This window comes from Chryseobacterium proteolyticum (assembly GCF_046591535.1).
Taxonomy (GTDB): Bacteria; Bacteroidota; Bacteroidia; order Flavobacteriales; family Weeksellaceae; genus Chryseobacterium; species Chryseobacterium proteolyticum.
On sequence record NZ_JBJLWK010000001.1, the window covers coordinates 1,121,235 to 1,145,697 of the forward strand.

Here is a 24,463-nt window from a genome sequence, read left to right on the forward strand (position 1 = left end):
AAACTTTTCATAGTAGGAGCATTTGTAGCTTTACTATTTACTGTTTCTGCCTTTATGCAGAAAGATAAACCACATGAAAGCTTTAAAAAAAATTGCATCAGGTAAAAACAATGGCTTTGCGGTCCTTGAACTCTTTACTTCTGAAGGATGTTCAAGCTGCCCTCCGGCAGATGCCCTAATGGGAGAAATTAAAGAGAACAACAAAGATCAGCCTGTCTATATTCTGGCGTATCATGTGGATTACTGGAACCGTCTAGGATGGAAAGACAGATTCAGCAGCATTGAAAATTCAGAGCGCCAACAGCAATACAGCAGAATACTGGATTCCCAGGTATACACCCCACAGCTCGTTGTCAACGGAAAACAACAATTTGTAGGATCAGACAGGGAAGCTGTAGAAAACTCCATCATCAACGCTGTAAGCCACACAGCAAGCAGTTCTATAGACCTTAAAGCTGAATCCGATTCTAAGCAGATCAATATTCACTATAAGGTATCAGGAAATGATTCTCATAGTAAACTCTTACTTACATTGGTACAGAAAAAAGCATCAACTAACGTTGCAAAAGGTGAAAATGAAGGACGACACCTGAATCACTGGCAAATTGTTCACAAGCAGATTCAGATTTCATTACAAAATAATTCTGAAGGTGTTTCTACTTTTTCAATACCTGAAAACTTCAATACCACAGACTGGGAAATTATAGGATTTGTTCAAAATACAAAAACCGGCCAGATCTCAGGTGCATCAAAAGCTACATTTCAATAACATACACATTAAACAATATATAACAATTTAAAACAATAAAAAAATGAAAACAAAAACAACAAAAATCATCTATTGGTCAGGCGCTATCTTTATGTCATTATGGTTTGGAGCAAGTGGCTTCTTTGAATTGACTAAAAATCCGGTAGTATGGGATATTACCCAGCAGCTAGGATACCCTCCTCACTTTATTTATATCCTTGGTGTTTTTAAATTGGCAGGAGTTACCGTACTTTTAATTCCAAACAAATTACTGAGATTAAAAGAATGGGTATTCGCCGGAATGTTTTTCGATATTATTTTCGCATTCTTTTCCAAAATTGCCGTTCTAGGATTTCCTTCTACGATCGATGCGATCATAGCATTTTCAGTCCTTTCCGTTACATATCTTATGTTCAGAAAAATGTACAGTCCGGAATTGATCTTTGATGAACCCGGATTTTAATTCAAAGTTCTCCTTAATAAGAAAATCCTACTGTTCTCAGTAAGATTTTCTTATTCTTTTTAGCTCATAAAAACCTCAGGAACCCATTCAAATGTGTTCCCTTTCTTTTTAGTAAACCCTAAACCGGGCCATGGTAAATGGTACGCAAAAGCTCTGGATCTCGTTTCCGCCAGTTGTTCAAGTATTTTTTTCCTTGAAGCAATGGCTATATCGAGGTCCGTATCACCAAAGTATCCCCAGTCAGGATGCGGAAATAAAATGACATCCGAGTGCATTAAATCTGCAATATATAGAAGTTGTTCATTACCCGAGGTAATCGTAACCAAAGTAAGACCTGGTGTATGTCCTGGAGCTAACTGAAAACTGAATTGATTATACAGCATCTTTTCAAGATCATAAAATTTTAATTGAGGTTGTATCACCTTAAGAATATTCTGAATGCCAGGAATAATCTGATTAAGAAATTCGGGTTGATCCTTTAATGCGCTGTTAACAAAATCCTTGATTGTTGCCTTCATCCAGAAATCATATTCAACTTTTGAAATAAACAACCGGGCATTTGGAAAAACCAATTGATTCTGCTTATCCACTACTCCACCTATATGATCAGGATGAGCGTGAGAAAGAAATACATCTGTAATATCAGAAGGTAAAAAACCAGCCTTTTTAAGGCTTTTCAATAAAAATCCGGTTCTGCTATCGGCAAAAATTCCCATGCCGGTATCCATTAGAATCAATCTGTCTTTTGTTTTAACCAACAATACATTCATTGCCATGTCGATCGAATTTTCCGGACGGAAATTATCTTTGAGGATTGTTTTCAATTCAGATATATTTCCGCGTGGAGCAAAGGAATTAAGATTTTCCTCATGGATTAATCCATCTGTAAGAATAAATAAGTCCAGATCGCCCAATTTTATTTTTTTCACTCCAGAAAGATCATCTTCGGCGCTTATACTGAAGGAATTTTTCTCCCGCGCCAACGAGCTGGAAAAAGGAATTATACTAAAAGCTCCTGCTAAAATTCCATTTTTTAAAAGTTCTCTTCTATTCATGATTAAATGTGTGCTTTTCTGATTTTGATCATACTTAAAATAAAAAGCCCCAAAATACCCAGCACAAAGTAACCTTCTGCTACCTGCAGCTGGAACTGAGGTTTTATAAGACTTGCAATACCATAGCTTATGGCTGAAGTAATGATAAATGCCACTCCTCCGGTTAATCCTCCGGCAATACCTGCCGAACTTGGAAATCGTCCGATACAATAAGAAAAATAGTTATTGAAAATAAATCCGGCTGTCACATGAATTGCAAAAGCAAAAGCAACAAGGCTGTACAGATTACTTACATAGTAAGAAAAAATGAACATTAAAATAATTAAAATCAACTGAATAAAATTAGCATATCGGATCTTAGGCAGAAAGGCCTTATTGATTAACGCTTTTCCCAAAAACCCACCCGTCATCCAGGCTAATCCCAAAATCAGAGAAACATATCCCGCAGTAACCTCAGAATATCCCATTTTATGCTCGATAATAAAGGCTCCGCATAGATTAAAGAATATTACCATCGCATAACTAAGCCCACACATCAGCATCCCATAGAAAAAATCTTTGGTTTTAAACATGGAATTATACTCTTGGATCAGGAAACTGATGCGAAAAGGATTCCGTACCTTTAAAGTCTCCCCCGAAAATACCAGTTCTAAAATAAGAAGCAATAAACTGTATCCCGCCAGAACGTAGAAATTGGATTGCCATCCGAAACTCTTTTGGAGATAACCTCCGATAAACGGAGCGATGATAGGCCCTACAGACCATACGATCGTCATGATACTCAAATAATGTTTTCGCTGTTCTCCTTCGTACACGTCTACAAAAAAGGCCCGCTTGGAAACGACGGCAAAACCGGATAAAATACCGTGGAGGACACGCATCGCATAGATTACCATAATATTTTTAGTCGTTGCCGTAATTAAAAAGGTGATCACAAAAAAGGCCAGTGAAAAAATGGACACCGGATAACGCCCAAATGAATCTACAACACTCCCGGCAAAGAACTGCGTTATTCCATAGCTGATCAAAAATATAGAAAGTGTAAGCTGGATACTGCTTTCAGGTAAATGAAGTTCTGTTGCCATGCTGGGCATAGAAGGTAAATAAATATCCGTTGCCAGACCAGACATCGGAATTACTGCAAAAGCCAGCACAGTAGCTATCAATTGATTCTTTTCTTTAAGAGTTCTCATTCCTCTTTTTATTTTTCTTTCAAAAAAAATCTGGATTTCCGAATAATCAGAAATCCAAACTTAAAATTTATTTAATTATTAACCAGTTTCATCGAACCTTCATTATATCTCTCTCCCACATTTGGATATTTCTTCAGAATCGTATCAATAGTATCAAGTTCAGATTGTGAAAGTTCTACATCAATCGCTCCAATATTTTCTTCGAGATATTTAATACGCTTGGTTCCTGGGATAGGAATAATATCATCCCCTTGATTAAGTACCCAGGCCAAAGCCAGCTGGGTTCCTTTGATTCCTTTGGAGCTTGCCAGTTCATTAAATTCCTGAACCAGCTTTCTGTTGTTCTCAAGACTTTCTTCCTGGTAACGTGGTAAAGACCTTCTGAAATCATCTTCTCCAAAATTCTGTACCTCATTAATGTTAGCAAAGAGCCCTCTTGCCAGTGGAGAATAAGGAACTAAGGCAATCCCCAGCTCTCTTATGGTTGGCAAAATTTCTTTTTCTACATCTTTTGTTAAAATGGAGTATTCCGATTGTAACGCAGTAATGGGATGAATTTTATTTGCCTTTTTGATAGATTCTGCTGAAGCCTCAGACAAACCTATATATTTTACTTTTCCGGCCTTTACAAGTTCAGCCATCGCTCCCACTGTTTCTTCAACGGGCACATTCGGATCTACTCTGTGTGCATAATAAAGATCTATCGTATCGATTTTTAATCGTTGTAGACTTAAATCTACAGCCTGTCTGATCCATTCCGGCGAACCATCAAAATAAGTCCCGGGAGCACCACTATGGCTAGCTTTACCGTCCTTAAACCTGAATCCGAATTTTGTGGCAATGAATATTTTATCCCTGTTCGGAACAAGCACTTTGGAAATTAGTTTTTCATTTTCTCCGTTAGCATACATGTCTGCAGTATCCCAGAAATTAACTCCAAGATCCAATGCTTTGTGTAATGTATCAATGCTTTCCTTTTCATCTGTAGGTCCGTAAGCAAAGCTCATTCCCATACATCCCAAACCTATTGCAGATAGCTGCTCTCCTGTGTTTCCTAATTTTCTAAATTTCATGATTTTTTTGTGGTTTTAAATTACTGAAACAAAATTACAACAACATCAATGATGATTGCATATAGAATTCAAACTAAGAATTATAAAATTCAAACTAAGTTACTTCGCAGTGCATTGGGAGTTCTTCCTGTTTGTTTTTTAAAATAATTAGTAAAATAAGCAGGTTCCTCAAATCCTAACCCGTAAGCAATTTCAGAAATATTCCAATCCGTATGCTTCAGCAAAGCATTGGCCTCCTGAATAATCCTGGAAGTGATCTGTTGTGTGGTTGTTTTACCTGTAATCTCCTTTACGGAGCGATTAAGGGAGTTCACATGTACGGAAAGACTCTCCGCATAATCATTAGGGGTTCTTAGTTTTAAATAGGATTCGGGACTATCGATAGGAAACTGCCTCTCTAATAATTCCATGAACAAGGATGCCACTCTTTGTGAAGCATTCTGATGATACTCAAAGTTTTCGGCAGGGTTCATCTTCATGGTTTCATGGATTAAAAGATGTAAATAGCTTCGAAGCATATCATATTTATGAATATAATCAGAATCAATTTCTGTCATCATTTTTACAAATAAGTCAGAAACTGTTTTTTGCTGTTCTTCATTAACAAAGAAAACAGGTGTTCCCCCTATTTTAAAAAGCGGTGAATCCTGGAGGTTTCCCAAACGGCTTCCATTTTGAAGAAACTCATCGGTAAACAGACAAAACCACCCTGTCTGGTTATCATCATCAGCTTCCCAGGAATATGGTATTACCGGATTAGAGAACAGCAGCGCAGGCCTATCCACACGGATCCATTTATTCGCATAGTGAAGTTTTCCTTTCCCGATAATCAGGGATACTTTATAAAAATCCCTTCTGCTGTAAGGAGTAACCAATGCACAATTATCCCGTGAAAAGACATTAAAATGTCCCAGTCCGGAATTAGAAAGGCAGGAAGGATAAACCCTTACCTGCGTACGGTTATAAAATTCCTGTAATGACTCTGATGATTCCATAAGACAAAGTTATAAAATTCAAACAAAAACAAAATAACTTCCTTCTTATTCTTGCGACACAAAAAATGACTGATCTTACGAACAGCCATCAAGAAAAATTTGAATATATAGTGAAATGTGATTAATACGGTGTTCATGTCATTTCAATTAAAATGCCAAAGCAAAAGAAATCATTTATTAATATTTGTTAAAGGATCATAAGCAACTGAGAATGTAACGAATAAATTTGCCGGTGGAATGCAGGTTATGAAATCCGTTATAGAAAGAATAAGTAGGATTATTGACCATTGTGTTCAAATACCAACTATTGCCTGGCTTAATTGAAAAGAATATAAATAACGATTAACTTCTTATAAATTGGTGAATTGTATGATTATAATTTGTAATTTTAAAGAAGAGATCTGATTTTCAGGCTCTCAAGATCATTTATTACTCAATCTAATTTCAATACTTATGGAAAATATAAAATTTGAAATATCTCCATATCAGGATGAATTGCAGATATTAATTGACGACAAGAAGGCTGGCTATATGTCCATAGCGATTGATGGCAGGCAATTAATTGTATATTATACAAAGCTTAATGAAGAACTCGAAGGACACGGATATGCCAAGATGCTTTTAGATGAACTGGTACGGTACGCAGAAGAAAAGGACCTGCTGATAGACCCTGAATGTGATTTTGTAAGACAACAGTTTGAAAATCACCCGAAACGATATAACGACATCTGGCACGCCTGATATCAATCCTCCCACCAGGCTTTGAACTGATGATCCTGCTCATCCAGGCTAACTGTTTCACCGATCATAGGAGTAAGAATACGTAGATTTTTTTCCTTACCTAAACTTGTTATTTTTTGCAATGGCTCATTCCATGGATGTAGGGCTAAAGCAAATTTCGAAGAGTGAACAGGAATAATATTCCTTGCATTAACATCTATACTCGCCTGTATAACATCTTCAGGAAGTGCATGAATGTATTTCCATGCTTCATTGTACTGGCCGTTTTCCATGATTGCATAATCGAAAGGACCATATTGATCACCGATCATTTTAAAGTGGGTATCATAACCGCTATCCCCTCCTAAAAATATCTTTTTAGTAGGAGTTTCCAAAACGTAAGAAGTCCACAATGTTCCGTTCCTCTTTATTTTTCTTCCTGAAAAATGTCTTGCCGGAGTAAAAGTAATTTTAATATTATTCTTTAAATATGCCATTCCTCCCCATTCTTCTTCAATAAGCATATTTTCTTGATAACCCCATTTTTCAAAATGTGCTCCGACTCCCAATGGTAAAATAACGCTTCCTACCCTGTCTTTTATCTTTTTGACAGTAGGATAATCCAAATGATCAAAGTGATCATGGGTAATAACAAGATAATCAAGATCCGGGATATCCTCGGGTTTGAAAATATCAGACCCTGGAAAAGCTTTGTTAAAAAATTTAAATGGAGAGCCATACGTACTCAAAACAGGATCTATCAGAAAGGATACTCCATCTGTCTGAATGAAATAAGATGAATGCCCTAACCAGACATATACATCCTGGTCTTTTGGGATCTCTTTTAAAATGGTATGAACTGATGGTATATTTTTCAGTGGTTTTAAAAGCGGATCTTTTTTAGCCACAAAAAAATCATACAGAACCTTTGGCATGCTATAGCCTTCAGCAATTGATGGTGTATAACTAAGGTTTTGAAACTGTTTATCTTTATAAAGCTTTGAATGCTTCATTCTCTCCAGTCTTTTTCCAGCAGGTTCGGCACCAAAAACTTCCCGGCTTGTTATTATGTAGTATGCTACTATAAGCAGGATGGCAATCGCAATAAATAAATACATCATTTGATAAATAAAGTTCAAATGTATTAACTTTTAGTGTGAATTGGTAGGCAGACCTAATAAATAACTCATTTATTTAACGCAATATTATAGTTCACACTTAAAAAATTATTAGTATTTTAATATCAGGATGATTTTAAACGCCTAAATTTGTAGGTTTTAAACACAAAAATTTTGAAAATTACATTTATTTTATTTGGACTTATTTTTCTGTGGTCCTGTTCTTCTCTCACCAATAGCGAGCGGCAGGAAGGGACACTTATTGAGCCTGAGCAGCTCAAAAAAGATGTGGATTATGCATATACTAAATTAAAAGAAATGCATCCTCAGCTCTACAGATATATTACAAGAAAAGATCTGGATTTTAAAATCGACAGCATTAAGCAAACCATCAACGAACCTCTTACTCCAACACAGTTTTATTTCAAATTACAACCCGTTATTACAAGCATCAGAGAAGGGCATCTCTCACTGATGATTCCTTTTGAAAAATTAAAGCGTGAATATGGAGGAAGAAAATTATTTACGTACTTCAAATATTACATTAAGGATGACCATCTTTATATCATCTCGAATAAAGATTCCATTCAGAATATAAAACCAGGCACCGAAATACTGAGTATCAATAATGTTCCGATATCTTTCTATATCAGCAAATACAGAAAGCTGATCAGCAGCGATGGCAGAAATACTACATTTACACCCTATTACCTGAAAGATATGTTTTTTGTTTTTTTCAGCATGGAAAACGGCTTTTTGGAACAGGTGAAAATTGAAACCTTGTATAACAATAAAAAACAAACTTTCATTATCGAACGGGATAAGCAAAGCGAAGCAGAAAAGGCTAAATCTCAAACCCAGGCTAACGGAAATTTTCACTGTCCTATGAACAGAAATTTCAAATTTCTGGATGAGAACAATTCAATTGCATACATCAATATAAAAAAATTCTCAAACAATAAATCTGACAGGTTTTATAAAAATACATTCGAAAGAATTAAAGAAGCTAAATCAGACTATCTGATATTAGACATCCGGAATAATTACGGAGGTTCTTTACAGGAAATTAATAATCTTTATTCCTATCTTGTTTCAGAACCATTCACTTTAATAAAACCTTCGAGGCTCAATTCAGGCTATACCCCACTAAAAACAAATTATTTCAAAAAGAGCAGCCCTTTGGAATATGCATTAAAAGGAATTACCTATCCAACATACTTTTTCCTTAAAACCCTTCATACTTATAAAGGCAACGACGGCAAATTCTATTATAAGATAAAAGCAGACAATGTAACAAAACCCAATAAAAATGCTTTTCATGGAAAAATTTTTGTACTGGTTAATGGCGGAAGTTATTCTGCATCTTCCATTATCAGCTCAAAGCTCAAGTTTGATAAGGTAGCAACCCTCGTTGGAGAGGAAACAGGCGGGGCAAATGACGGAACCGTAGCCGGATTTTATTCTTATCAGGTCCTTTCTAACTCCAAACTTACACTGCCTATCGGCTTACTGCTGGTAAATCCGAATATAACACTCACCAACTCTCAGAGAGGGGTGATCCCGGATGTAACGATCACAGAAACTTTACAGGATATTATCAACAAAAATGATGTACAGCTTGCGTGGGTAAAAAAGGAGATTGAAAAAGAGAAAGCCAGAAAGATTAAATAGATCTTCAGATGAAAAATGCATTTTTTTCCGTTCAAAAAAGAGATTCGGAATATTATAAAAATATCACCAGCGATTCTTTTTATCACATCTTCCTGTTGGAGGGAGTGGGAAAAATCATTGTAGATTTCGTGGAATATGATTTTGAGGGAAACATTGTCCTTTTTTCTTCCCCTTTCCAGAATATCCGGATCGTCACTGAGACCGTTCTTAAGATTGATGATCTCAGCTTCCACAGTGATTTTTATTGCATAGAATTTCATAAGAAAGAAGTAGCCTGTAACGGATTGCTTTTTAACAATATTTACCTCTTTCCTTATTTCAAACTGACTGCAGAGGTCTTTGAAGAAATTTCAGGCTATTTTTCTAAGATCCGGAAAGTAGATCCTGAGGAGGATTTTTCACAGGCCGTTTTACAATCTTATCTGCAGTTAATCCTGGCAATTTGCAGTAAAGAAAAAAATAAAATATTCCCGGACAAGGATCTGATAAAGGATGATTTCAAAGAGTTAAAATCTTTCCAGGATTTGGTAGAAATTCATTTCCTTACGGAAAAAAATCTATCGTTTTACGCCGATCTTTTACATATCACTCCCAACACGTTAAGCAAAAAGATCAAATCCCGATTTAATAAAACACCTTCTCAGATTATTCAGGAAAGAGTTATCCTGGAGTCTAAAAAACAAATTCACCTGACCCGGAAATCCATGAAAGAAATTGCAGCAGAACTTAACTTCAGTGATGAATTTTATTTCAGTAAATATTTTAAAAAACATACCGGCGTTTCCCCTACTCATTTCAGGAAAGAAGCAGGAATTTCCATCGTTGCAGATTTGTACAAATAACGTCCACAATTCTCCATTTTATAGGTTAGACATTCAATCTAATTTTGTCAAAAAAAAATAATATGATTGAATTCTTAGCACACTCACAGAAAAACTTCATCCATATTCTAAGGGTTAGTGTTTTTATCGTTATGGCCTGGATCGGAGGACTAAAAGCATTTCATTATGAAGCGGAAGGTATTATTCCTTTCGTAGCCAATTCTCCTTTTATGAGTTTCTTCCTTAATACGAAATCTTCAGATGCAGATAACTACAAATTCCATAAAAATAAAGAAGGAGAGTGGATTCCAGCCAATGTAAAATGGCATGAAGCAAATGGTACCTACGTGTTTTCCTATGCATTGGGAAGTTTCATTGTTGGCATTGGAATTCTTGTTGTATTGGGTATATTCTATCCAAAGATTGGTTTATTATCCGGGATTTTAACCGCGGGAATGTCAATAGTAACGCTTTCATTTCTGATTACAACTCCCGAAACATGGGTTCCGGATCTCGGAGGGCCTGATCATGGTTTTCCTTTCCTCTCAGGAGCCGGCAGACTGGTGATCAAAGATATGATCATGTTGGGCGCCGGATTGGTAATAGCTTCTGACTCAGCAAAAAGTATTTTAAGCAGATAAATTTTCGGCGGGCATTCTGCCCGCAAAATTTATCCCTGAAATTCTATCACAAGATTTTCTATTGTTACAATATACTTACCATAAAACTTTTGAAACCAATACTTCCCAAGTAAATACAAAGAAAACAATCCAAACAATACAGAACCTATAAGAATGCCGGCAATCTTAAGATCACTTAACGGTTGTGGTCTTGGAATAAATTCAAGCACAATAATAATTTCACATACCAGAAAGGGGATAAAACTGAGATAAAATGAAAGGTAATATTGTTTATTGAGCTCAAATTGATGAAGCAGGTCCTTTAATCCATCGTAAGTTTTCATTTGCGGATTACTTATGTCCTTGTAAAGCTTAAAAAATTTACTGAAAAAGAAAAATGTAACTATGGCCATAGAAGCCAAAAGTATCGTGAGATAAAACTTAAATTTAAAAGGAGCACCACATAACCAGACAATGGCAAATCCAAAAATAAAAATCCCAATTGTGGAGAAGAATTCCTTTCTCATATTTTTACGCATCCTTTCCAAAGGAAGGCTAATCTTGTTTTTATTTTCAATACTGATTTCCGGTGTTTCCTCAAAAACATCATCATTCCAGGTATTTTTCAATTCATCTATATTCATTGTTATTGATTTAAAAATTAGTACTTATTTGTGTTTAAGATATCTTTCAACTTATTTTTGGCGCGATTCATTTTCACCCTTACATTACCTTCTGAAATTCCCATTTGTTCAGCGATTTCACGTCCGGGAAAATCTTCCAGATAATAAAATATAAAAGCTTTATCAATAGGATTCAATTGATGGATAGCCTGATACATAGCCGCCAGCTTTTCCTCTTTTTCGTGGTCATATTCCTCCTGTTCAATTTTGTAATGAGCAAAATCATCATTTCCTATAAAGCTTCTTTTCTTTTCGGATTTTAGAAAGATAATGGCCGTATTCAGGGCTATTCTGTACAACCAGGTTGAAAATTCACTTTGCCCTTTAAATCCTGGATATGCTCTCCAAACCTGATAGGTAATTTCCTGAAAGAGATCATCGCGGTCGTCTTTATCGTCCATGTACATTTTAGAAATCTTAAAAATGATTCCTTTATGCTTTTCGATTCTTTCTAAAAATTCTTTTTCTAGTTTGCTCATGGTTCCTGGCTCTATGGAGTTAGTGACATTTCATAGAAAATGTTACAATCTTTTGTAAAAAATAGTGAAATCTAATAAGATCAATAAAAAGTTTGATATCACATTTTCTTTTTACCATTGGTAAATCGAATAAAATACAGTTATGGGAAATTTGTATCATAAAATAAATAGAAATGATATCAACAACAAATCCCTTAGAAGGAAAACATGTCATTGTCATGGGAGGCAGTGCAGGAATAGGTTTTGCAACTGCTAAAGCTGCCGCTGAAAAAGGAGCTGTTATTACTATTGTTGCTTCGAATCAACAACGTATAGATTTCGCTCTGAAGCAACTTCCCGGGAATGCAAAAGGTCAGGCTGCAGACCTAAGTAAAGAAGAAAATATTAAAAATTTCTTTGCTGTTCAATCCTCTTTTGATCATCTGGTATACACCGCCGGTGAAAACCTTCAACTGAACCATATTGATGAAACTTCCCTTTCAGAAGCGCAAAAATTCTTTACAATCCGGTATTGGGGTGCTCTTGCTGCTGTAAAATATGGTGCTCCGAAAATAAATCAAGGCGGATCCATTACTTTAACGAGTGGAATTGCAGGCAACCGGCCGGGAAAAGGTTGGGGTATTGCAGCCAGCATTACTTCAGCCATGGAAGGTTTTGCCAGAGCAATGGCAGTTGAACTTGCTCCAACGAGAGTTAATATCGTATCTCCTGGCATAGTAAAAACAGATCTATGGGGAGCTATCCCGGAAAATGAACGGGAGAAAATGTATCAACAATATGCGGAGGCATTATTGGTAAGAAAAGTAGCCACTCCTGAAGATATTGCTCTTGCTTATATTTACCTGATGGAGCAAAGTTTCGGGACGGGTAATACAATAGTTGCAGATGGCGGCGGGGTGCTAGTTTAAAAAAGAATGCAATTTTCAGCATTGGGTTTAAAGAATTCATATTTTAAATTTTAAGCTGAACTAAATAAAAAACCGTACTTCATTTAAATTGAGTACGGTTTTTTTATTTTGGACTGACCTACTGGCTAGAATATGTAATCTGTGCTTAAGAAATTAGAATCATGTTCCCGGACAATTGTATTCAGGAGCTCTTTATTGGATTCTGTAAGTTTTGCAGCTACCAAAGATCTTATAGAGAAAGACCGTAGCGCATCAAATACAGAAAGCGTTCCCTCTGCACTATCTTTTCTTCCCGTAAACGGAAAAACATCCGGGCCTCTCTGTGCCTGGCAATTAATATTAACCCGGCTAACCAGATTAACGAATGAATCAATAAGTTTTGAAACTTCATGTGGGTCTTCACTGAAAATACTTACCTGCATTCCATGGGAAGCATTCACCTGGTATTCAATAGGCTCCTCAATATCATCAAAAGGGACAACAGGTATCACGGGACCAAACTGCTCCTCATGGTATAACTTCATCTCACTTGTTACCGGATATACTACGGCAGGAAATACAAAAGAAGCTTCAGTATAGCCACCGTTTTCATTCAATACTTTAGCACCATGAGCAATGGCATCATCAATACATTCTTTCAAATAAGGCGGTTTATTGACTTCAGGAAGCGGTGTTACTTTCACATCTTTTTCCCAAGGCAATCCGGGCTTCAAAGCAGAGACAGCCTTATTCAGCTTTTCTGTGAATTCGGCGGCAACCTCTTTCTGTACAAAAAGAAGCTTTAACGCTGTGCATCGCTGACCATTAAAGGACAGCGCTCCCAAAATACACTCGTTTACCGCTACATCCAGATTGGCATTTTTAGTAATAATCGCTGCATTTTTTGCATCAAGACTTAAAATAGCACGTAAACGATTTACTTTCGGATGTAACTTTTTCAATCCATTAGCCACTTTACTGGATCCTATAAACGCCAGAACATTCACTTTTCCACTTTCCATAATAGGAGTGATGATTTCAGATCCTTTCCCATAAAGTGTGTTCACAGTTCCTTTTGGAAACGCCTCTTTAAAGGCATTCAATAAAGGATAGTGGGCTAAAACACCATGTTTGGGAAGTTTAAACAGAATGGTATTCCCCATGATAAGAGCCGGAATAAGGGTTGTGAATATTTCATTTAAGGATAATTAAAAGGTCCCATACTCAGGACAACACCAAGAGGAGCTCTGCGAATCTGTGCAATCGTTCCTTCTGCCTGCTGAAAACGGGAAGATTCCCGGTCCAGATCTTTCAGTGCGTCTATGGTTTGGTTGATATAATCTACTGTACGATCAAATTCTTTTGTAGAATCGGCCAGGGTTTTCCCGATCTCCCACATCAAAAGCTTAATCACAAGATCACGTTGCTGAATCATGAGATACACAAATTTTTCCATACATTTGATGCGTCCTTCTACAGACATGGTCGGCCATTCCCCAAGACCATTATCATACGCTTTTACACAAGCCTCAAGAACCTCCATAGCATCTGCAGGACTGATATTAGGGATACTTCCCAGTAACTTTCTCTCAAGCCCATTTTCTGTAGGAATACAAACTGGGGAATAAATCTCCGTGACATCACCTTTCCACTCTATAAGTTCACCATTAAGCAAATAGGTTCTCTGATGAATTTCCGGAACTTTGAATTCTTCCGGTATTTCATTTTCGCTTTTAAAAATCTCATGGAATGATGTGTTCTGTGCTGAATTCATATTTTTTATCTTTTTAATAATTAAGTGTCCACTTTGTTAGAATAAAGGTAGACCTTACAAATGATTATAAAAATAGTCAGCTAATAGATTCGGTCTATTTAAAGACTGTTTGAATTAAAATTAATATTCAATCCAAAAAAAGAATAATTTTGTCTTAAAATAAAATCCAATGTTTTCAAAATTAATTTTCACCACGCTATTATCTGTTTCTGTATTCCTTTTTGCTCAAAACTCCCATAATGCCAATACCATTATGATGGGAGGGAAACCGGTACAAACGTATTCCAAACTACCGGCCGTAAATAAAGCAGCGCCAAAGTTCACCCTTACCGATGTTTCAATGAAAGATCAGACCCTGGATTCCTACAAAGGAAAATTTCTTATTCTTAACATCTTTCCGAGTGTAGATACCGGTGTTTGCTCAGCTTCAGTCCGACATTTCAATGAGGATGCAGCTAACCTTCCCAATACAGTAGTTCTTTGTATTTCTAAAGATCTGCCGTTTGCACAAAAAAGATTTTGCGGAGCCGAAGGGATAAAAAATGTGGTTATGCTTTCTGATTTCCGCTCTGATTTCGGAAAAACTTACGGTGTAGAGATCACCGATTCTATGATGAAAGGTCTCTTAAGCCGGGCCGTCGTAGTAATTGATCCTTCAGGAAAAATTGTATATGAAGAGCAGGTAGCAGACATTTCAAAAGAACCTGATTACGAAGCAGCTATTAAAGCTGTGAAACATTAAGTGTTCATCGTATAGGATAAAAACCTCCGTCAATTAGAATTGGTGGAGGTTTTTTATTTAAAATAATGAATCTAATTCATTAAGCTCGCTGAAGAATAATACAAAAATAATAAGGCCAATGCATCATCAACTGAATCATCTACCTCAATGCTGAAAACAGGATTTCCAAACCATTTCCTGTGGGTTTGAATATCAATGATTAATTTCTTTTGTTCGTACAACTGCATTCCTTTATCTGATGTGAAACGACAAATCTTTATATCCGATTCATCTGCTTTTATAATCAGATCTTTTCCAAAATCTGTATAATAAATTACTTTCCTACCATCCGAAAGTTCAATATCATTCCATAAAAATCCTACATTTTTAATATGATATCGTTTAGAATCACATACAATGTATCTTTTCCATGAGATCAATTTGTTTGCTTCTACAATTTTTCCGATCTCTGAATTATTTTCTGAAAACAAGACCAACTGCCTCTTTTCAAATTTTGCGGTATATCTTTTCAAAGGCTTACTTTAAATTTAAACGGATTATACTTAATAAATAATTATCTACACCTATTCTTATTTTATTTTGCTTGAGATAACAATCTCCATGTGTTGTGGCAATCCCAAAGCTATTTTTTCTTAACCGATGAAAAATTTAAATTTCTGTTTAACTAATTTTCATTAAAATTTTCTACATGCATCTTTATCCTTATTCAAGTTCGTGATCAAATCTTCATTGGAAAAATTACTAAAGTCTTAAATCTCTTTACTGTGAACTCTTTAAAACAGGCTGTTTTGATTGGGTTGCATTTCATTCCAAACCTCATCACAAATATTAGCAGTTGAAATTTTCTTTTCATCATGGTTTTATATAAAAATAAAAAAACTTTGCAATAAGCAAAGTTTTTTATTGAATATTTTTTCAAAAATTATAATAAATTATCATCGACTATATTAGGAAGGGTAACTTTTAAATTCGGCTCTACTTCCATTGCCCTTTTGATAGCAAAAACAGCTCCTTCATTTCTCGCCCAGCTTCTTCTTGAAATTCCGTTATTCACGTCCCAGAAAAGCATAGACTTTAACCTTCTGTCAGCATCATCACTCCCATCCAGCAACATTCCGAAACCTCCGTTGATTACTTCTCCCCAACCGACACCACCGCCGTTGTGAATAGAAACCCAGGTCGCCCCCCCGAAAACTATCACCAATTACGTTGTGGATGGCCATATCCGCTGTAAATCTTGAACCGTCATAAATATTGGAAGTCTCTCTGTACGGAGAATCTGTACCCGATACATCATGATGATCTCTTCCTAATACCACCGGTCCTATTTCTCCGTTTTTTATAGCTTTATTGAAGGCTTCAGCGATCTTCATTCTTCCTTCTGCATCGGCATATAGTATCCTTGCCTGTGAACCCACAACCAATTTGTTTTCCTGTGCACCTTTGATCCATTGGATATTATCTTTCATCTGCTGTTGGATCTCCTCCGGAGAATTTTGCTGAATTTCTTCCAATATCCTGCAGGCGATATCATCTGTTTTTTGAAGATCTTCCGGCTTTCCACTCGTACAAACCCAACGGAATGGCCCAAAACCGTAATCAAAGCACATTGGTCCCATAATATCCTGAACATAACTTGGAAACTTGAATTCCCTTCCTAATGTCGGATTCTCGGCCATTACATCTGCGCCGGCTCTTGAAGCTTCTAATAAAAAGGCGTTACCATAATCAAAGAAGTAAGTTCCTTTTTCTGTATGTTTATTAATGGCAGCTGCATGTCTCCTTAAAGTTTCCTGAACTTTTTCTTTAAATAATTCAGGATTTTCCGCCATCATCGTATTTGATTCTTCAAAACTTTGTCCCACAGGATAATATCCTCCCGCCCATGGATTATGCAGCGATGTCTGATCCGAACCGATATCAATCTTAAGACCTTCTTCATCAAACTTTTCCCAAACCTCAACTACATTTCCTAGATAAGCCAATGAAACAGTCTCTTTATTTTCCTGCGCTTTTCTCACTCTTGCTACCAGCTCATCTACATTTTCATGGATTTCGTTTACCCATTTCTGATCATGACGAATCTTTGTAATTTTAGGATTTACTTCAGCACACACGGTAATACATCCTGCAATATTTCCAGCTTTTGGTTGTGCTCCGCTCATTCCTCCCAATCCTGAAGTTACAAATAAGCCACCTTTTGTTTCTTTATTTATTTTTCTGAAAGCATTCAGTACTGTTATTGTTGTTCCATGAACAATTCCCTGCGGACCGATGTACATATAACTTCCTGCAGTCATTTGCCCATATTGGGAAACCCCTAACGCATTGAACTTCTCCCAATCATCGGGCTTAGAATAGTTTGGAATAACCATTCCGTTCGTTACCACAACCCGTGGCGCATCTTTGTGCGAAGGAAATAATCCCATCGGATGTCCGGAATACATGACAAGGGTTTGCTCATCATTCATTTCAGACAAATACTTCATCGTTAAAAGATACTGTGCCCAGTTTTGAAAAACAGCTCCGTTTCCACCATACGTTATCAGCTCATGGGGATGTTGTGCTACCGCATAATCCAGATTATTCTGAATCATTAGCATAATAGATTTTGCCTGTTCCGATTTCCCCGGATATTCAGTGATAGGTCTTGCTTTCATTTCATAATCCGGACGGAATCGATACATATAAATTCTGCCATACTGCTCAAGCTCTTCTCTGAATTCAGGTAATAATTCTGCATGGAATTTAGGCTCAAAATAACGTAAAGCATTCTTTAATGCTAACTTTTTCTCCTCTTTACCCAAAATTTCTTTACGTTTGGGAGCGTGATTTATATTGGTTTCGTATGGTTTGAATGGTGGCAATACGCTAGGTATACCTTGTTGTATAAGTTCCTGGAATGTCATAGCAATGAGTAAATTATTCGTTTAAAATTCAAAGTTTTAAAGATATTCAAAATAGAAAATATAATGCAATGAAAACATAAAAAATTCCCTTTCTCCGAAAGCTATTACCAGAATGTATATCAATTTTAAGATCAACCCAAAAAAAATAAAGCCATTAACCTGTTTTATTATGTATCAGCGTTTTGAAGTATAACAACCAATCTAAAGGCAATAAAAAACCTTACCCGGTTGAGTAAGGTGTATTTTACCATCTTAAATATATGAATGCAAATCTTTATCTTATTATGTAAGGACATCATCATTTTCCTCTTCATGATCATCATCGTTATCACTGGTACTCCAGTAATTATTTTCTTCATCTTCGGATCCAATCTCTTCCATATCGTCATCTTCTTCAGATCCCGGAACGTCCAGATCCATTTCCATATCATAACTGTCTTCATTTTCATCGAGAATAGGATTTCCATCCCCGTCTAAAGGAACATGCTTTTCCTTATTGAAGAAATCTTCATTAGGATTGTAATCCATCTCTCTCAGTTTTCTGTTTTGTTCGTTGATGTTATCTTCTGGTATCATAGTATTTGTATTTAGTGTTACTGATAGAGAACAAAAATAATTCCAAGTTCTGTTTATTGCTCAGAATAAACATCAGGATTAGCACAATGTGGCATTTTTTCTCCTTTTGAAAAAGCAATAATATTTTCCGCTGCTGATTTTGCCATTCCATTCCTTGCTTCAACTGTTGCGGATCCTATATGAGGCAATACACATACACTGGAAAGTTCGAGGATCGGATCGTCTTTTACAATAGGTTCAGGATTAGTAACATCCAGTCCTGCTCCCCATATTTCCCTTGAAACCAAAGCTTCATAGAGATCACCCTGATGATGAAAACCTCCTCTTGCCGTATTGATAAAGATAGCATCGGGTTTCATCTTCTCAAAGACCGATCGGTTAAAAAGTTCTGTATGTTCAGGAATAAAACTGGCATGAATACTCAGAACATCAGACTGCCTGATCAATTCATCAAAAGAAACATATTGTGCGTTCAACTCCCTTTCAGCTTCTTCGTTATGGTGCCTGTTGTGATAAATGATATTCATATCAAAAGCTTTCAGGGATTTCTTTGCCATTTCAAAACCAATCCTTCCCAAACCGAAAATCCCCAGGGTTTTGCCGTATAGCTCTTGTCCTAATGCATGAAGGGGATCAAAATCTCCCCAATTCCCCTCCTTTACCTTCCCATAATTATAACTTGCTCTTCTTGCCACCGATTGCATTAACAAAAACGCAACATCAGAGGTAGCTTTACTTAGGACGTCCGGTGTATTTCCAACCGGTATATTTCTACGGGTCGCTTCCTGAATATCCACATGATCGAAACCAACAGAATATAAAGCAATTGCTTGCACATTAGGGCATTCGTTAAAAAAATCCTTGTCAAATGAATGGGTTCCTACATTGAGAATGGTATCGGTATCCTTGCAATAGTTTATCCACTCTTCATGTGAAAGTTGATCATTTTCAGGGATAATAACATCCATTCCAGCCTCTTTCAGCATTTTTATTCCTGCTTCAGGAATTCTTTTATTGATGAATACTTTCATTATCTTAACTTTTTTTCCAATAAAAAACCCCACCCATTGTCTAAGTGAGGCTTTAACTTTAATATAAAAATTACTTCTTCTCTTCTGATTCTCTTCTATTTTTATCGCCGACCCCGGAAGCCATTTTCTGAATTTCATCGCGGACCTCTTTCGCCGATTTCTGTGCTTGACTTATAAAACCCTGTTTTGTTGCTTCCTGATTTCGGCTCTTCATTTCATTGAAATAATCCTTTGCTTTTTGAGAATGACTTTCTACATTATATCCCGGATTATTGTAAATGTTTTTCTGAATATTACTAAAGTCGTGTGACGATTTAAATCTGTTTGTGTCCATAATCATAAGATTTAAGTGATTTCGTCATAGAAAAGCTTCAATTTCTGTTCCGAAAATCAGTGCCGATTTGTCATTTTTCTTTCAATCCTCCGTCACGAAAAGCCTAGAAACGATTATAGAAATTTTGAATCATATCACGAATTTATTTTAATCTTATCAATTCCCCTTTCCTTTTAACAATATTTTTATAGTCCCACTGAATTTGCTGAGATTTCATAAGCCATCTTTTCAGATCAGCTGTATTGATTTGTTCACGAGACGTATATCTTTTTTCTGCTGCCTTGAATGAACCTTCGGTCTTTAAATCGTCTTCATCAAATGATTGCCCGCTCCAGAACATCAGCCGTACAGAATCTTTAAGCTTACTGTAACCTACAATCGGATTCCCTTCCAGAAACCACACAGGATGCCTGTGCCATATCTTATTTTCAGCATGTTCCAGCTCCTGATCAATAACAAGTGAAAGCATTGTGCAGATCTCCTGATCTGATGGGGACTGTGCGTTATTATAATCTGATATGTCAGGATTTATCATTAACTAAGAATTGGTATTATTGAGCATAGGTACAAATTTATAGGCTCCGAATTCCTCTTTCTCAATTTCCGTAGGCGAAACTTTTGTAAACCTGTACAGTACCTGTTCATCTGTCGGTCCAAGTGGAATCACCATTTTCCCTCCTACTTTCAATTGTTTTAGTAATTCCACGGGCAGCACTGAAGCTCCACATGTAACGATGATCTTGTCAAATGGAGCGAAAGTTGGCAATCCTGCAAAACCGTCACCAAAACTCTGAAATTTTGGAAAAAGATTAAGCTCCCTTAATTTTTTCTTAGAAAAATCGAACAGGTCTTTTTGTCTTTCTACAGTATACACCAGGGCTTTCATTGCCAATAACACAGCAGTCTGATACCCACATCCTGTTCCAATTTCCAGAACTTTCTCTCCCGGGATTACCTGTAAAAGCTCTGATTGCTCTGCAACCGTTGAAGGATGCGAAATGGTTTGATGGGCCAGAATGGGAAAAGCACGGTCTTCGTAAGCGAAGTCTTCAAAAATACTTTCAATAAAAAGATGTCTCGGAACTTCATTCATTGCCGAAAGTACATTTTGATCCGTAATCCCAATTCTCTGTTGAAGATATTCAACTAAAATCTTTCTTTTTCCTTTATGTACAAACGAGTCTTGCGTCATTTAGATAGTAGTTATTAGGTTGCTGGTGCTAGTTTCACACAAAAGTAAGAATTAGATTTCAGATTTCAGGAAGCTACCTTAATTTTTGATGATTAAAGTCAAAAGTCTTTATATCTGAAATATCATACCTAATTTATATCTTTACACAAATTAAAAAAGCTATGTTGAAAGCAGGTTTGGTAGGTGCCGGACATTTGGGAAAAATACACTTAAAGCTTCTCAATCAATCAGATAAGTATGATTTTGTAGGTTTTCATGATAAAGATGTAGAAAACGGAAAAAAATTGGAAGCCGAGTTTGGCTATACCTATTTTGAAAATTTTGATGATCTGTTGAATCAGATTGATATGCTGGATATTGTAACGCCTACGGTTTATCATTATGATTATGCATTAAAGGCCATTGAAAAAAAAATTGCATTTCTTCATTGAAAAACCGGTAACACAAACGCTTGAACAAGCTGAAGAAATCCTTTATAAGTGCCGTGAAAATGGAATAAAAGCACAGGTAGGACACGTGGAAAGGTACAATCCTGCCTTTATGGCAACTAAGGATTATATTAAAAATCCCATGTTCATTGAAATCCACAGATTGGCTGAATTCAATCCAAGAGGAACCGATGTTTCTGTGGTCCTGGACCTGATGATCCACGATCTGGACATTTTATTGAGTATAGTTAAATCTAAGGTAAAAAGCATCCATGCAAGCGGTGTATGTGTCGTAAGTAAAACTCCAGATATTGCGAATGCCAGAATAGAATTTGAAAACGGATGTGTTGCCAACCTTACCACTTCAAGAATCTCTATGAAAGCCATGAGAAAAAGTCGCTTCTTTCAAAAAGATGCCTACATTTCTGTTGACTTCCTTGAGAAAAAAGCAGAAGTAATCCGTATGAAAGATGCTCCGGAAACACCTACTCCATTCGACATGATCATCGAAAATGCCGAAGGAGAAAAGAATCAGATTTTATTCGAGTATCCTAACATCCAGCCCAACAATGCCATATTAGATGAGCTCAACTCATTTGCCGATTCCATTACTGAAGATAAAAATGTAGAAGTATCACTGGAAGACGGAACTGAAGCGCTAAAAGTAGCATTGGAAATTATGAAATTAATCACAAGCAAATAACTACTCTTTTCACTTTGGACTTTCACATTTAATCACTGATATTATTTTAAAACCTGTTTAATAAGGTTAAATCCAAGAAAGCCTTTCAGTTTAAATGGCTGTGGTAAAAATACAATCATACTTCCTCTTTAAATTGTTTATATATTTAAAGAGGATTTTTAATTTTAATTCAATAATTTTTAAATATATTTGTGATTAGTAAACTTATAATTCTAAAATCAATCCCATAATCTTATAAAATCCAACTATGAAACGAACCATCCTAATATCCGCACTTTTATTGTCTCAATTTGGGACATCACAATTATTGAAAACAAACGGTCAAAAAATAGTTAATGACAAAGGTGAGAATATCCAGCTAAAAGGCCTAGGCTTGGGAGGATGGATGCTGCAGGAAGGATACATGCTCAAAACAGCAGATTTTGCAGGTCCCCAGTATAAAATCAAGCAAAAGATTTCTGAATTGATCGGTGAAGATGGGATGAAAGAATTTTATAAAGCATACTGGAAAAACGGAATAACCAAACAGGATATTGATATGCTTGCAAAAGCAGGCTTTAATTCTATAAGGCTTCCGATGCATTATAACCTGTACACATTGCCAATTGAACAAGAGCCCGTAAAAGGACAGAATACATGGCTTGAAGAAGGCTTTAAAATGACGGATGATCTTCTGAAATGGTGCGCTGATAACAAAATGTATCTGGTTCTTGACCTTCATGCTCTTCCTGGAGGCCAGGGAAATGATGTAAACATATCAGACAACGATAAATCTAAACCGTCACTTTGGGAAAATGAAGAAAATCAGAAAAAAACCATTGCATTCTGGAAAAAGCTGGCAGAACGTTATAAAGATGAACCATGGATAGGTGGTTATGACCTCATCAATGAGCCTAACATCAATTTCACAGGAAAAAATCCTAACGGAACAGATGAAATGTCAAATGCCCCATTATGGAAATTCCAGAAAGAAATTACAGAAGCCATCCGTGAGGTGGACAAAAAACACATCATTATTCTGGAAGGAAACGGATGGGGAAACAACTATAACGGCCTGACTCCTCTTTGGGATAATAATCTGGTCTTCAGCTTCCATAAATATTGGAACAACAATGATGACGCGACCATAAAAGGAATTCTGGATTTAAGAGAAAAGCATAATATTCCGATATGGTTGGGAGAAACAGGGGAAAACTCTAATGTATGGTTTACGGAACTGACCCAGCTGATGAATAAACACAATATTGGCTATGCTTTCTGGCCAATGAAAAAGATCGATAATACGGCAGGAATTGCCAATGTAAAAATTACACCCGAGTATCAGAAACTGTTAGACTATTGGAAAAACGGAGGTGAAAAACCTTCAAAAGAATTTGCAACAAAAGCTTTAATGAAAATTGCAGATAATTATAAATTCAGTAATGTTGAAATAAAAAGAGACGTTATCGATGCTATGTTCAGACAGGTAACCGATGACTCTACAAAACCATTTAAAAATCATCAGGCACCGGGAAGAATCTTTGCTACCGACTATGATTTGGGCAGAATGGGTTCAGCATATCTGGATAAAGACTTCATCAATCTGTGGGTTAGTGATCCTGCCAAAAGATCTGAATGGAATGCAGGTCACCAGATGAGAAATGACGGAGTGGATATTTATTTGTGTAATGACAAAGTAACTAATGCGTATTATGTAGGAAAAACCGAAAAAGGAGAATGGTTGCAATACACAATTAATAGTAAAGCAGACAAAGCATATACCTTCGGTATAAGATATGCCGCTGGTAATGATTCGAAATTGAGAATTGAAGACGCCGCAGGAAAACAGCTTGCAGTTGTTTCACTGGCATCAACAGGAGGAAAAAATCAATGGAAAACTAGTTCTGTGAAGAACGTTAATCTTAAAAAAGGGGAAAACAAGATCAGAATCATTTTTGAAAATGACGGCGTTGATGTTAATTATTTTGAAGTAAAATAACCACAATAAAATAAAATAGAAGTATTTCAAAACAGCCTAAATAAATTTATTCATAATAGCGTGATTTAAAATAAAAAAAATAGAATTAACATTTTTTTTTAATTTTATTCCTTAAATAATTTATTTCAGCTTTATTTATTAATTTTTTAATTGAACTGTAGATTACGTAAAAAATATACATAAAAAAACAGACTTAAGCTCTCAAAACACAACACTTATTTTCACGTAAAATACAGTGTATCAGTCGTTGGCATCATTTTAGATATGCGT

General features: G+C 36.1%; 22 protein-coding genes and 3 pseudogenes. 10 read left to right on the plus strand and 15 right to left on the minus strand.

All coding sequences use genetic code 11. From position 1 onward, the window contains the following. Nucleotides 1–73 precede the first annotated feature (73 nt). Both ACJ5H0_RS05255 and ACJ5H0_RS05260 read left to right on the plus strand, forming a co-directional pair. Nucleotides 74–769: a DUF1223 domain-containing protein gene (locus ACJ5H0_RS05255; protein ID WP_411247838.1), complete on the plus strand. Its 696-nt coding sequence runs from the start codon at nt 74–76 to the stop codon at nt 767–769. A gap of 43 nt (nt 770–812) precedes the next feature. Further along, a complete protein-coding gene (locus ACJ5H0_RS05260; RefSeq protein ID WP_172278870.1) occupies nt 813–1,211 on the plus strand; it encodes a DoxX family protein in 399 nt (132 codons plus the stop codon). A gap of 59 nt (nt 1,212–1,270) precedes the next feature. Here ACJ5H0_RS05260 and ACJ5H0_RS05265 read toward each other — a convergent pair whose 3' ends face one another. The 4 genes from ACJ5H0_RS05265 to ACJ5H0_RS05280 form a co-directional block, all read right to left on the minus strand. Next, nucleotides 1,271–2,266: an MBL fold metallo-hydrolase gene (locus ACJ5H0_RS05265; RefSeq protein WP_411247842.1), complete on the minus strand. Its 996-nt coding sequence runs from the start codon at nt 2,264–2,266 to the stop codon at nt 1,271–1,273. Nucleotides 2,267–2,268: 2 nt separating this feature from the next. After that, nucleotides 2,269–3,459 (minus strand): MFS transporter, encoded by a 1,191-nt coding sequence (locus ACJ5H0_RS05270; protein ID WP_411247845.1) that lies wholly within the window; start codon nt 3,457–3,459, stop codon nt 2,269–2,271. Between the two features lie 71 nt (nt 3,460–3,530). After that, entirely contained in the window at nt 3,531–4,532 is a 1,002-nt protein-coding gene (locus tag ACJ5H0_RS05275) for an aldo/keto reductase (protein ID WP_411247848.1), read from the minus strand. Nucleotides 4,533–4,621: 89 nt separating this feature from the next. Continuing rightward, nucleotides 4,622–5,527: a helix-turn-helix domain-containing protein gene (locus ACJ5H0_RS05280; protein WP_172278878.1), complete on the minus strand. Its 906-nt coding sequence runs from the start codon at nt 5,525–5,527 to the stop codon at nt 4,622–4,624. 453 nt (nt 5,528–5,980) lie between these two features. Between ACJ5H0_RS05280 and ACJ5H0_RS05285 the strand changes: the two genes are divergently transcribed. Next, a complete protein-coding gene (locus tag ACJ5H0_RS05285) occupies nt 5,981–6,268 on the plus strand; it encodes a GNAT family N-acetyltransferase (protein ID WP_172278880.1) in 288 nt (95 codons plus the stop codon). A gap of 2 nt (nt 6,269–6,270) precedes the next feature. Here ACJ5H0_RS05285 and ACJ5H0_RS05290 read toward each other — a convergent pair whose 3' ends face one another. Further along, nucleotides 6,271–7,386, minus strand: a complete 1,116-nt coding sequence (locus tag ACJ5H0_RS05290) for an MBL fold metallo-hydrolase (protein WP_411247853.1) — start codon at nt 7,384–7,386, stop codon at nt 6,271–6,273. Between the two features lie 153 nt (nt 7,387–7,539). On the opposite strand from ACJ5H0_RS05290, the gene ACJ5H0_RS05295 reads away from it, so the two are divergent. From ACJ5H0_RS05295 to ACJ5H0_RS05305, 3 genes are all read left to right on the plus strand, one after another. Beyond that, complete coding sequence (locus ACJ5H0_RS05295) at nt 7,540–9,036, plus strand: S41 family peptidase (RefSeq protein ID WP_411247856.1); 1,497 nt, start codon at nt 7,540–7,542, stop codon at nt 9,034–9,036. An 8-nt stretch (nt 9,037–9,044) separates the two neighbouring features. Continuing rightward, the gene (locus ACJ5H0_RS05300; protein ID WP_273648335.1) at nt 9,045–9,878 is read left to right on the plus strand and encodes a helix-turn-helix domain-containing protein; all 834 of its coding nucleotides are present in this window, start codon (nt 9,045–9,047) and stop codon (nt 9,876–9,878) included. Between the two features lie 62 nt (nt 9,879–9,940). Continuing rightward, complete coding sequence (locus ACJ5H0_RS05305) at nt 9,941–10,498, plus strand: DUF417 family protein (RefSeq protein ID WP_172278888.1); 558 nt, start codon at nt 9,941–9,943, stop codon at nt 10,496–10,498. Nucleotides 10,499–10,527: 29 nt separating this feature from the next. On the opposite strand, the gene ACJ5H0_RS05310 is transcribed toward ACJ5H0_RS05305, so the two are convergent. Continuing rightward, nucleotides 10,528–11,121, minus strand: a complete 594-nt coding sequence (locus ACJ5H0_RS05310) for a hypothetical protein (RefSeq protein ID WP_411247862.1) — start codon at nt 11,119–11,121, stop codon at nt 10,528–10,530. Nucleotides 11,122–11,138: 17 nt separating this feature from the next. Continuing rightward, nucleotides 11,139–11,639: an RNA polymerase sigma factor gene (locus ACJ5H0_RS05315; RefSeq protein WP_411247865.1), complete on the minus strand. Its 501-nt coding sequence runs from the start codon at nt 11,637–11,639 to the stop codon at nt 11,139–11,141. Between the two features lie 173 nt (nt 11,640–11,812). On the opposite strand from ACJ5H0_RS05315, the gene ACJ5H0_RS05320 reads away from it, so the two are divergent. Continuing rightward, nucleotides 11,813–12,547 carry an SDR family oxidoreductase gene (locus ACJ5H0_RS05320; protein ID WP_411247867.1) on the plus strand — a complete coding sequence of 245 codons (735 nt, stop codon included), beginning with the start codon at nt 11,813–11,815 and terminating at the stop codon, nt 12,545–12,547. Nucleotides 12,548–12,672: 125 nt separating this feature from the next. Here the strand turns inward: ACJ5H0_RS05320 and ACJ5H0_RS05325 are convergent. Beyond that, nucleotides 12,673–14,300: pseudogene (locus ACJ5H0_RS05325) on the minus strand (NADP-dependent glyceraldehyde-3-phosphate dehydrogenase). A 169-nt stretch (nt 14,301–14,469) separates the two neighbouring features. On the opposite strand from ACJ5H0_RS05325, the gene tpx reads away from it, so the two are divergent. Next, entirely contained in the window at nt 14,470–15,042 is a 573-nt protein-coding gene (gene tpx, locus ACJ5H0_RS05330; protein ID WP_273648339.1) for a thiol peroxidase, read from the plus strand. Nucleotides 15,043–15,113: 71 nt separating this feature from the next. Here the strand turns inward: tpx and ACJ5H0_RS05335 are convergent, their stop codons facing one another. From ACJ5H0_RS05335 to ACJ5H0_RS05365, 7 genes and pseudogenes are all read right to left on the minus strand, one after another. Next, nucleotides 15,114–15,554 carry a hypothetical protein gene (locus tag ACJ5H0_RS05335; protein ID WP_345987849.1) on the minus strand — a complete coding sequence of 147 codons (441 nt, stop codon included), beginning with the start codon at nt 15,552–15,554 and terminating at the stop codon, nt 15,114–15,116. Nucleotides 15,555–15,964: 410 nt separating this feature from the next. Beyond that, nucleotides 15,965–17,951: pseudogene (locus ACJ5H0_RS05340) on the minus strand (urocanate hydratase). A gap of 282 nt (nt 17,952–18,233) precedes the next feature. Then, nucleotides 18,234–18,527: a hypothetical protein gene (locus ACJ5H0_RS05345; protein ID WP_172278902.1), complete on the minus strand. Its 294-nt coding sequence runs from the start codon at nt 18,525–18,527 to the stop codon at nt 18,234–18,236. 53 nt (nt 18,528–18,580) lie between these two features. Next, nucleotides 18,581–19,558: a 2-hydroxyacid dehydrogenase gene (locus tag ACJ5H0_RS05350; RefSeq protein ID WP_411247876.1), complete on the minus strand. Its 978-nt coding sequence runs from the start codon at nt 19,556–19,558 to the stop codon at nt 18,581–18,583. A 70-nt stretch (nt 19,559–19,628) separates the two neighbouring features. Continuing rightward, the gene (locus ACJ5H0_RS05355) at nt 19,629–19,892 is read right to left on the minus strand and encodes a prevent-host-death protein (protein WP_172278906.1); all 264 of its coding nucleotides are present in this window, start codon (nt 19,890–19,892) and stop codon (nt 19,629–19,631) included. 142 nt (nt 19,893–20,034) lie between these two features. Beyond that, complete coding sequence (locus ACJ5H0_RS05360; RefSeq protein WP_273648344.1) at nt 20,035–20,427, minus strand: DUF1801 domain-containing protein; 393 nt, start codon at nt 20,425–20,427, stop codon at nt 20,035–20,037. A gap of 3 nt (nt 20,428–20,430) precedes the next feature. Further along, a complete protein-coding gene (locus tag ACJ5H0_RS05365) occupies nt 20,431–21,084 on the minus strand; it encodes a protein-L-isoaspartate(D-aspartate) O-methyltransferase (RefSeq protein WP_172278908.1) in 654 nt (217 codons plus the stop codon). A 161-nt stretch (nt 21,085–21,245) separates the two neighbouring features. On the opposite strand from ACJ5H0_RS05365, the pseudogene ACJ5H0_RS05370 reads away from it, so the two are divergent. Further along, a pseudogene (locus tag ACJ5H0_RS05370) lies at nt 21,246–22,215 on the plus strand (Gfo/Idh/MocA family protein). Nucleotides 22,216–22,462: 247 nt separating this feature from the next. Further along, nucleotides 22,463–24,193, plus strand: a complete 1,731-nt coding sequence (locus ACJ5H0_RS05375; protein ID WP_411247881.1) for a cellulase family glycosylhydrolase — start codon at nt 22,463–22,465, stop codon at nt 24,191–24,193. Nucleotides 24,194–24,463: the final 270 nt, after the last annotated feature.

Bases quoted from the DNA above. Each gene is read 5' to 3' on its own strand.
- ACJ5H0_RS05255 (WP_411247838.1), top strand. From the start codon at position 74: ATGAAAGCTTTAAAAAAAATTGCATCAGGTAAAAACAATGGCTTTGCG.
- ACJ5H0_RS05260 (WP_172278870.1), top strand. From the start codon at position 813: ATGAAAACAAAAACAACAAAAATCATCTATTGGTCAGGCGCTATCTTT.
- ACJ5H0_RS05265 (WP_411247842.1), bottom strand. From the start codon at position 2,266: ATGAATAGAAGAGAACTTTTAAAAAATGGAATTTTAGCAGGAGCTTTT.
- ACJ5H0_RS05270 (WP_411247845.1), bottom strand. From the start codon at position 3,459: ATGAGAACTCTTAAAGAAAAGAATCAATTGATAGCTACTGTGCTGGCT.
- ACJ5H0_RS05275 (WP_411247848.1), bottom strand. From the start codon at position 4,532: ATGAAATTTAGAAAATTAGGAAACACAGGAGAGCAGCTATCTGCAATA.
- ACJ5H0_RS05280 (WP_172278878.1), bottom strand. From the start codon at position 5,527: ATGGAATCATCAGAGTCATTACAGGAATTTTATAACCGTACGCAGGTA.
- ACJ5H0_RS05285 (WP_172278880.1), top strand. From the start codon at position 5,981: ATGGAAAATATAAAATTTGAAATATCTCCATATCAGGATGAATTGCAG.
- ACJ5H0_RS05300 (WP_273648335.1), top strand. From the start codon at position 9,045: ATGAAAAATGCATTTTTTTCCGTTCAAAAAAGAGATTCGGAATATTAT.
- ACJ5H0_RS05305 (WP_172278888.1), top strand. From the start codon at position 9,941: ATGATTGAATTCTTAGCACACTCACAGAAAAACTTCATCCATATTCTA.
- ACJ5H0_RS05310 (WP_411247862.1), bottom strand. From the start codon at position 11,121: ATGAATATAGATGAATTGAAAAATACCTGGAATGATGATGTTTTTGAG.
- ACJ5H0_RS05315 (WP_411247865.1), bottom strand. From the start codon at position 11,639: ATGAGCAAACTAGAAAAAGAATTTTTAGAAAGAATCGAAAAGCATAAA.
- ACJ5H0_RS05320 (WP_411247867.1), top strand. From the start codon at position 11,813: ATGATATCAACAACAAATCCCTTAGAAGGAAAACATGTCATTGTCATG.
- tpx (WP_273648339.1), top strand. From the start codon at position 14,470: ATGTTTTCAAAATTAATTTTCACCACGCTATTATCTGTTTCTGTATTC.
- ACJ5H0_RS05345 (WP_172278902.1), bottom strand. From the start codon at position 18,527: ATGATACCAGAAGATAACATCAACGAACAAAACAGAAAACTGAGAGAG.
- ACJ5H0_RS05350 (WP_411247876.1), bottom strand. From the start codon at position 19,558: ATGAAAGTATTCATCAATAAAAGAATTCCTGAAGCAGGAATAAAAATG.
- ACJ5H0_RS05355 (WP_172278906.1), bottom strand. From the start codon at position 19,892: ATGGACACAAACAGATTTAAATCGTCACACGACTTTAGTAATATTCAG.
- ACJ5H0_RS05360 (WP_273648344.1), bottom strand. From the start codon at position 20,427: ATGATAAATCCTGACATATCAGATTATAATAACGCACAGTCCCCATCA.
- ACJ5H0_RS05365 (WP_172278908.1), bottom strand. From the start codon at position 21,084: ATGACGCAAGACTCGTTTGTACATAAAGGAAAAAGAAAGATTTTAGTT.
- ACJ5H0_RS05375 (WP_411247881.1), top strand. From the start codon at position 22,463: ATGAAACGAACCATCCTAATATCCGCACTTTTATTGTCTCAATTTGGG.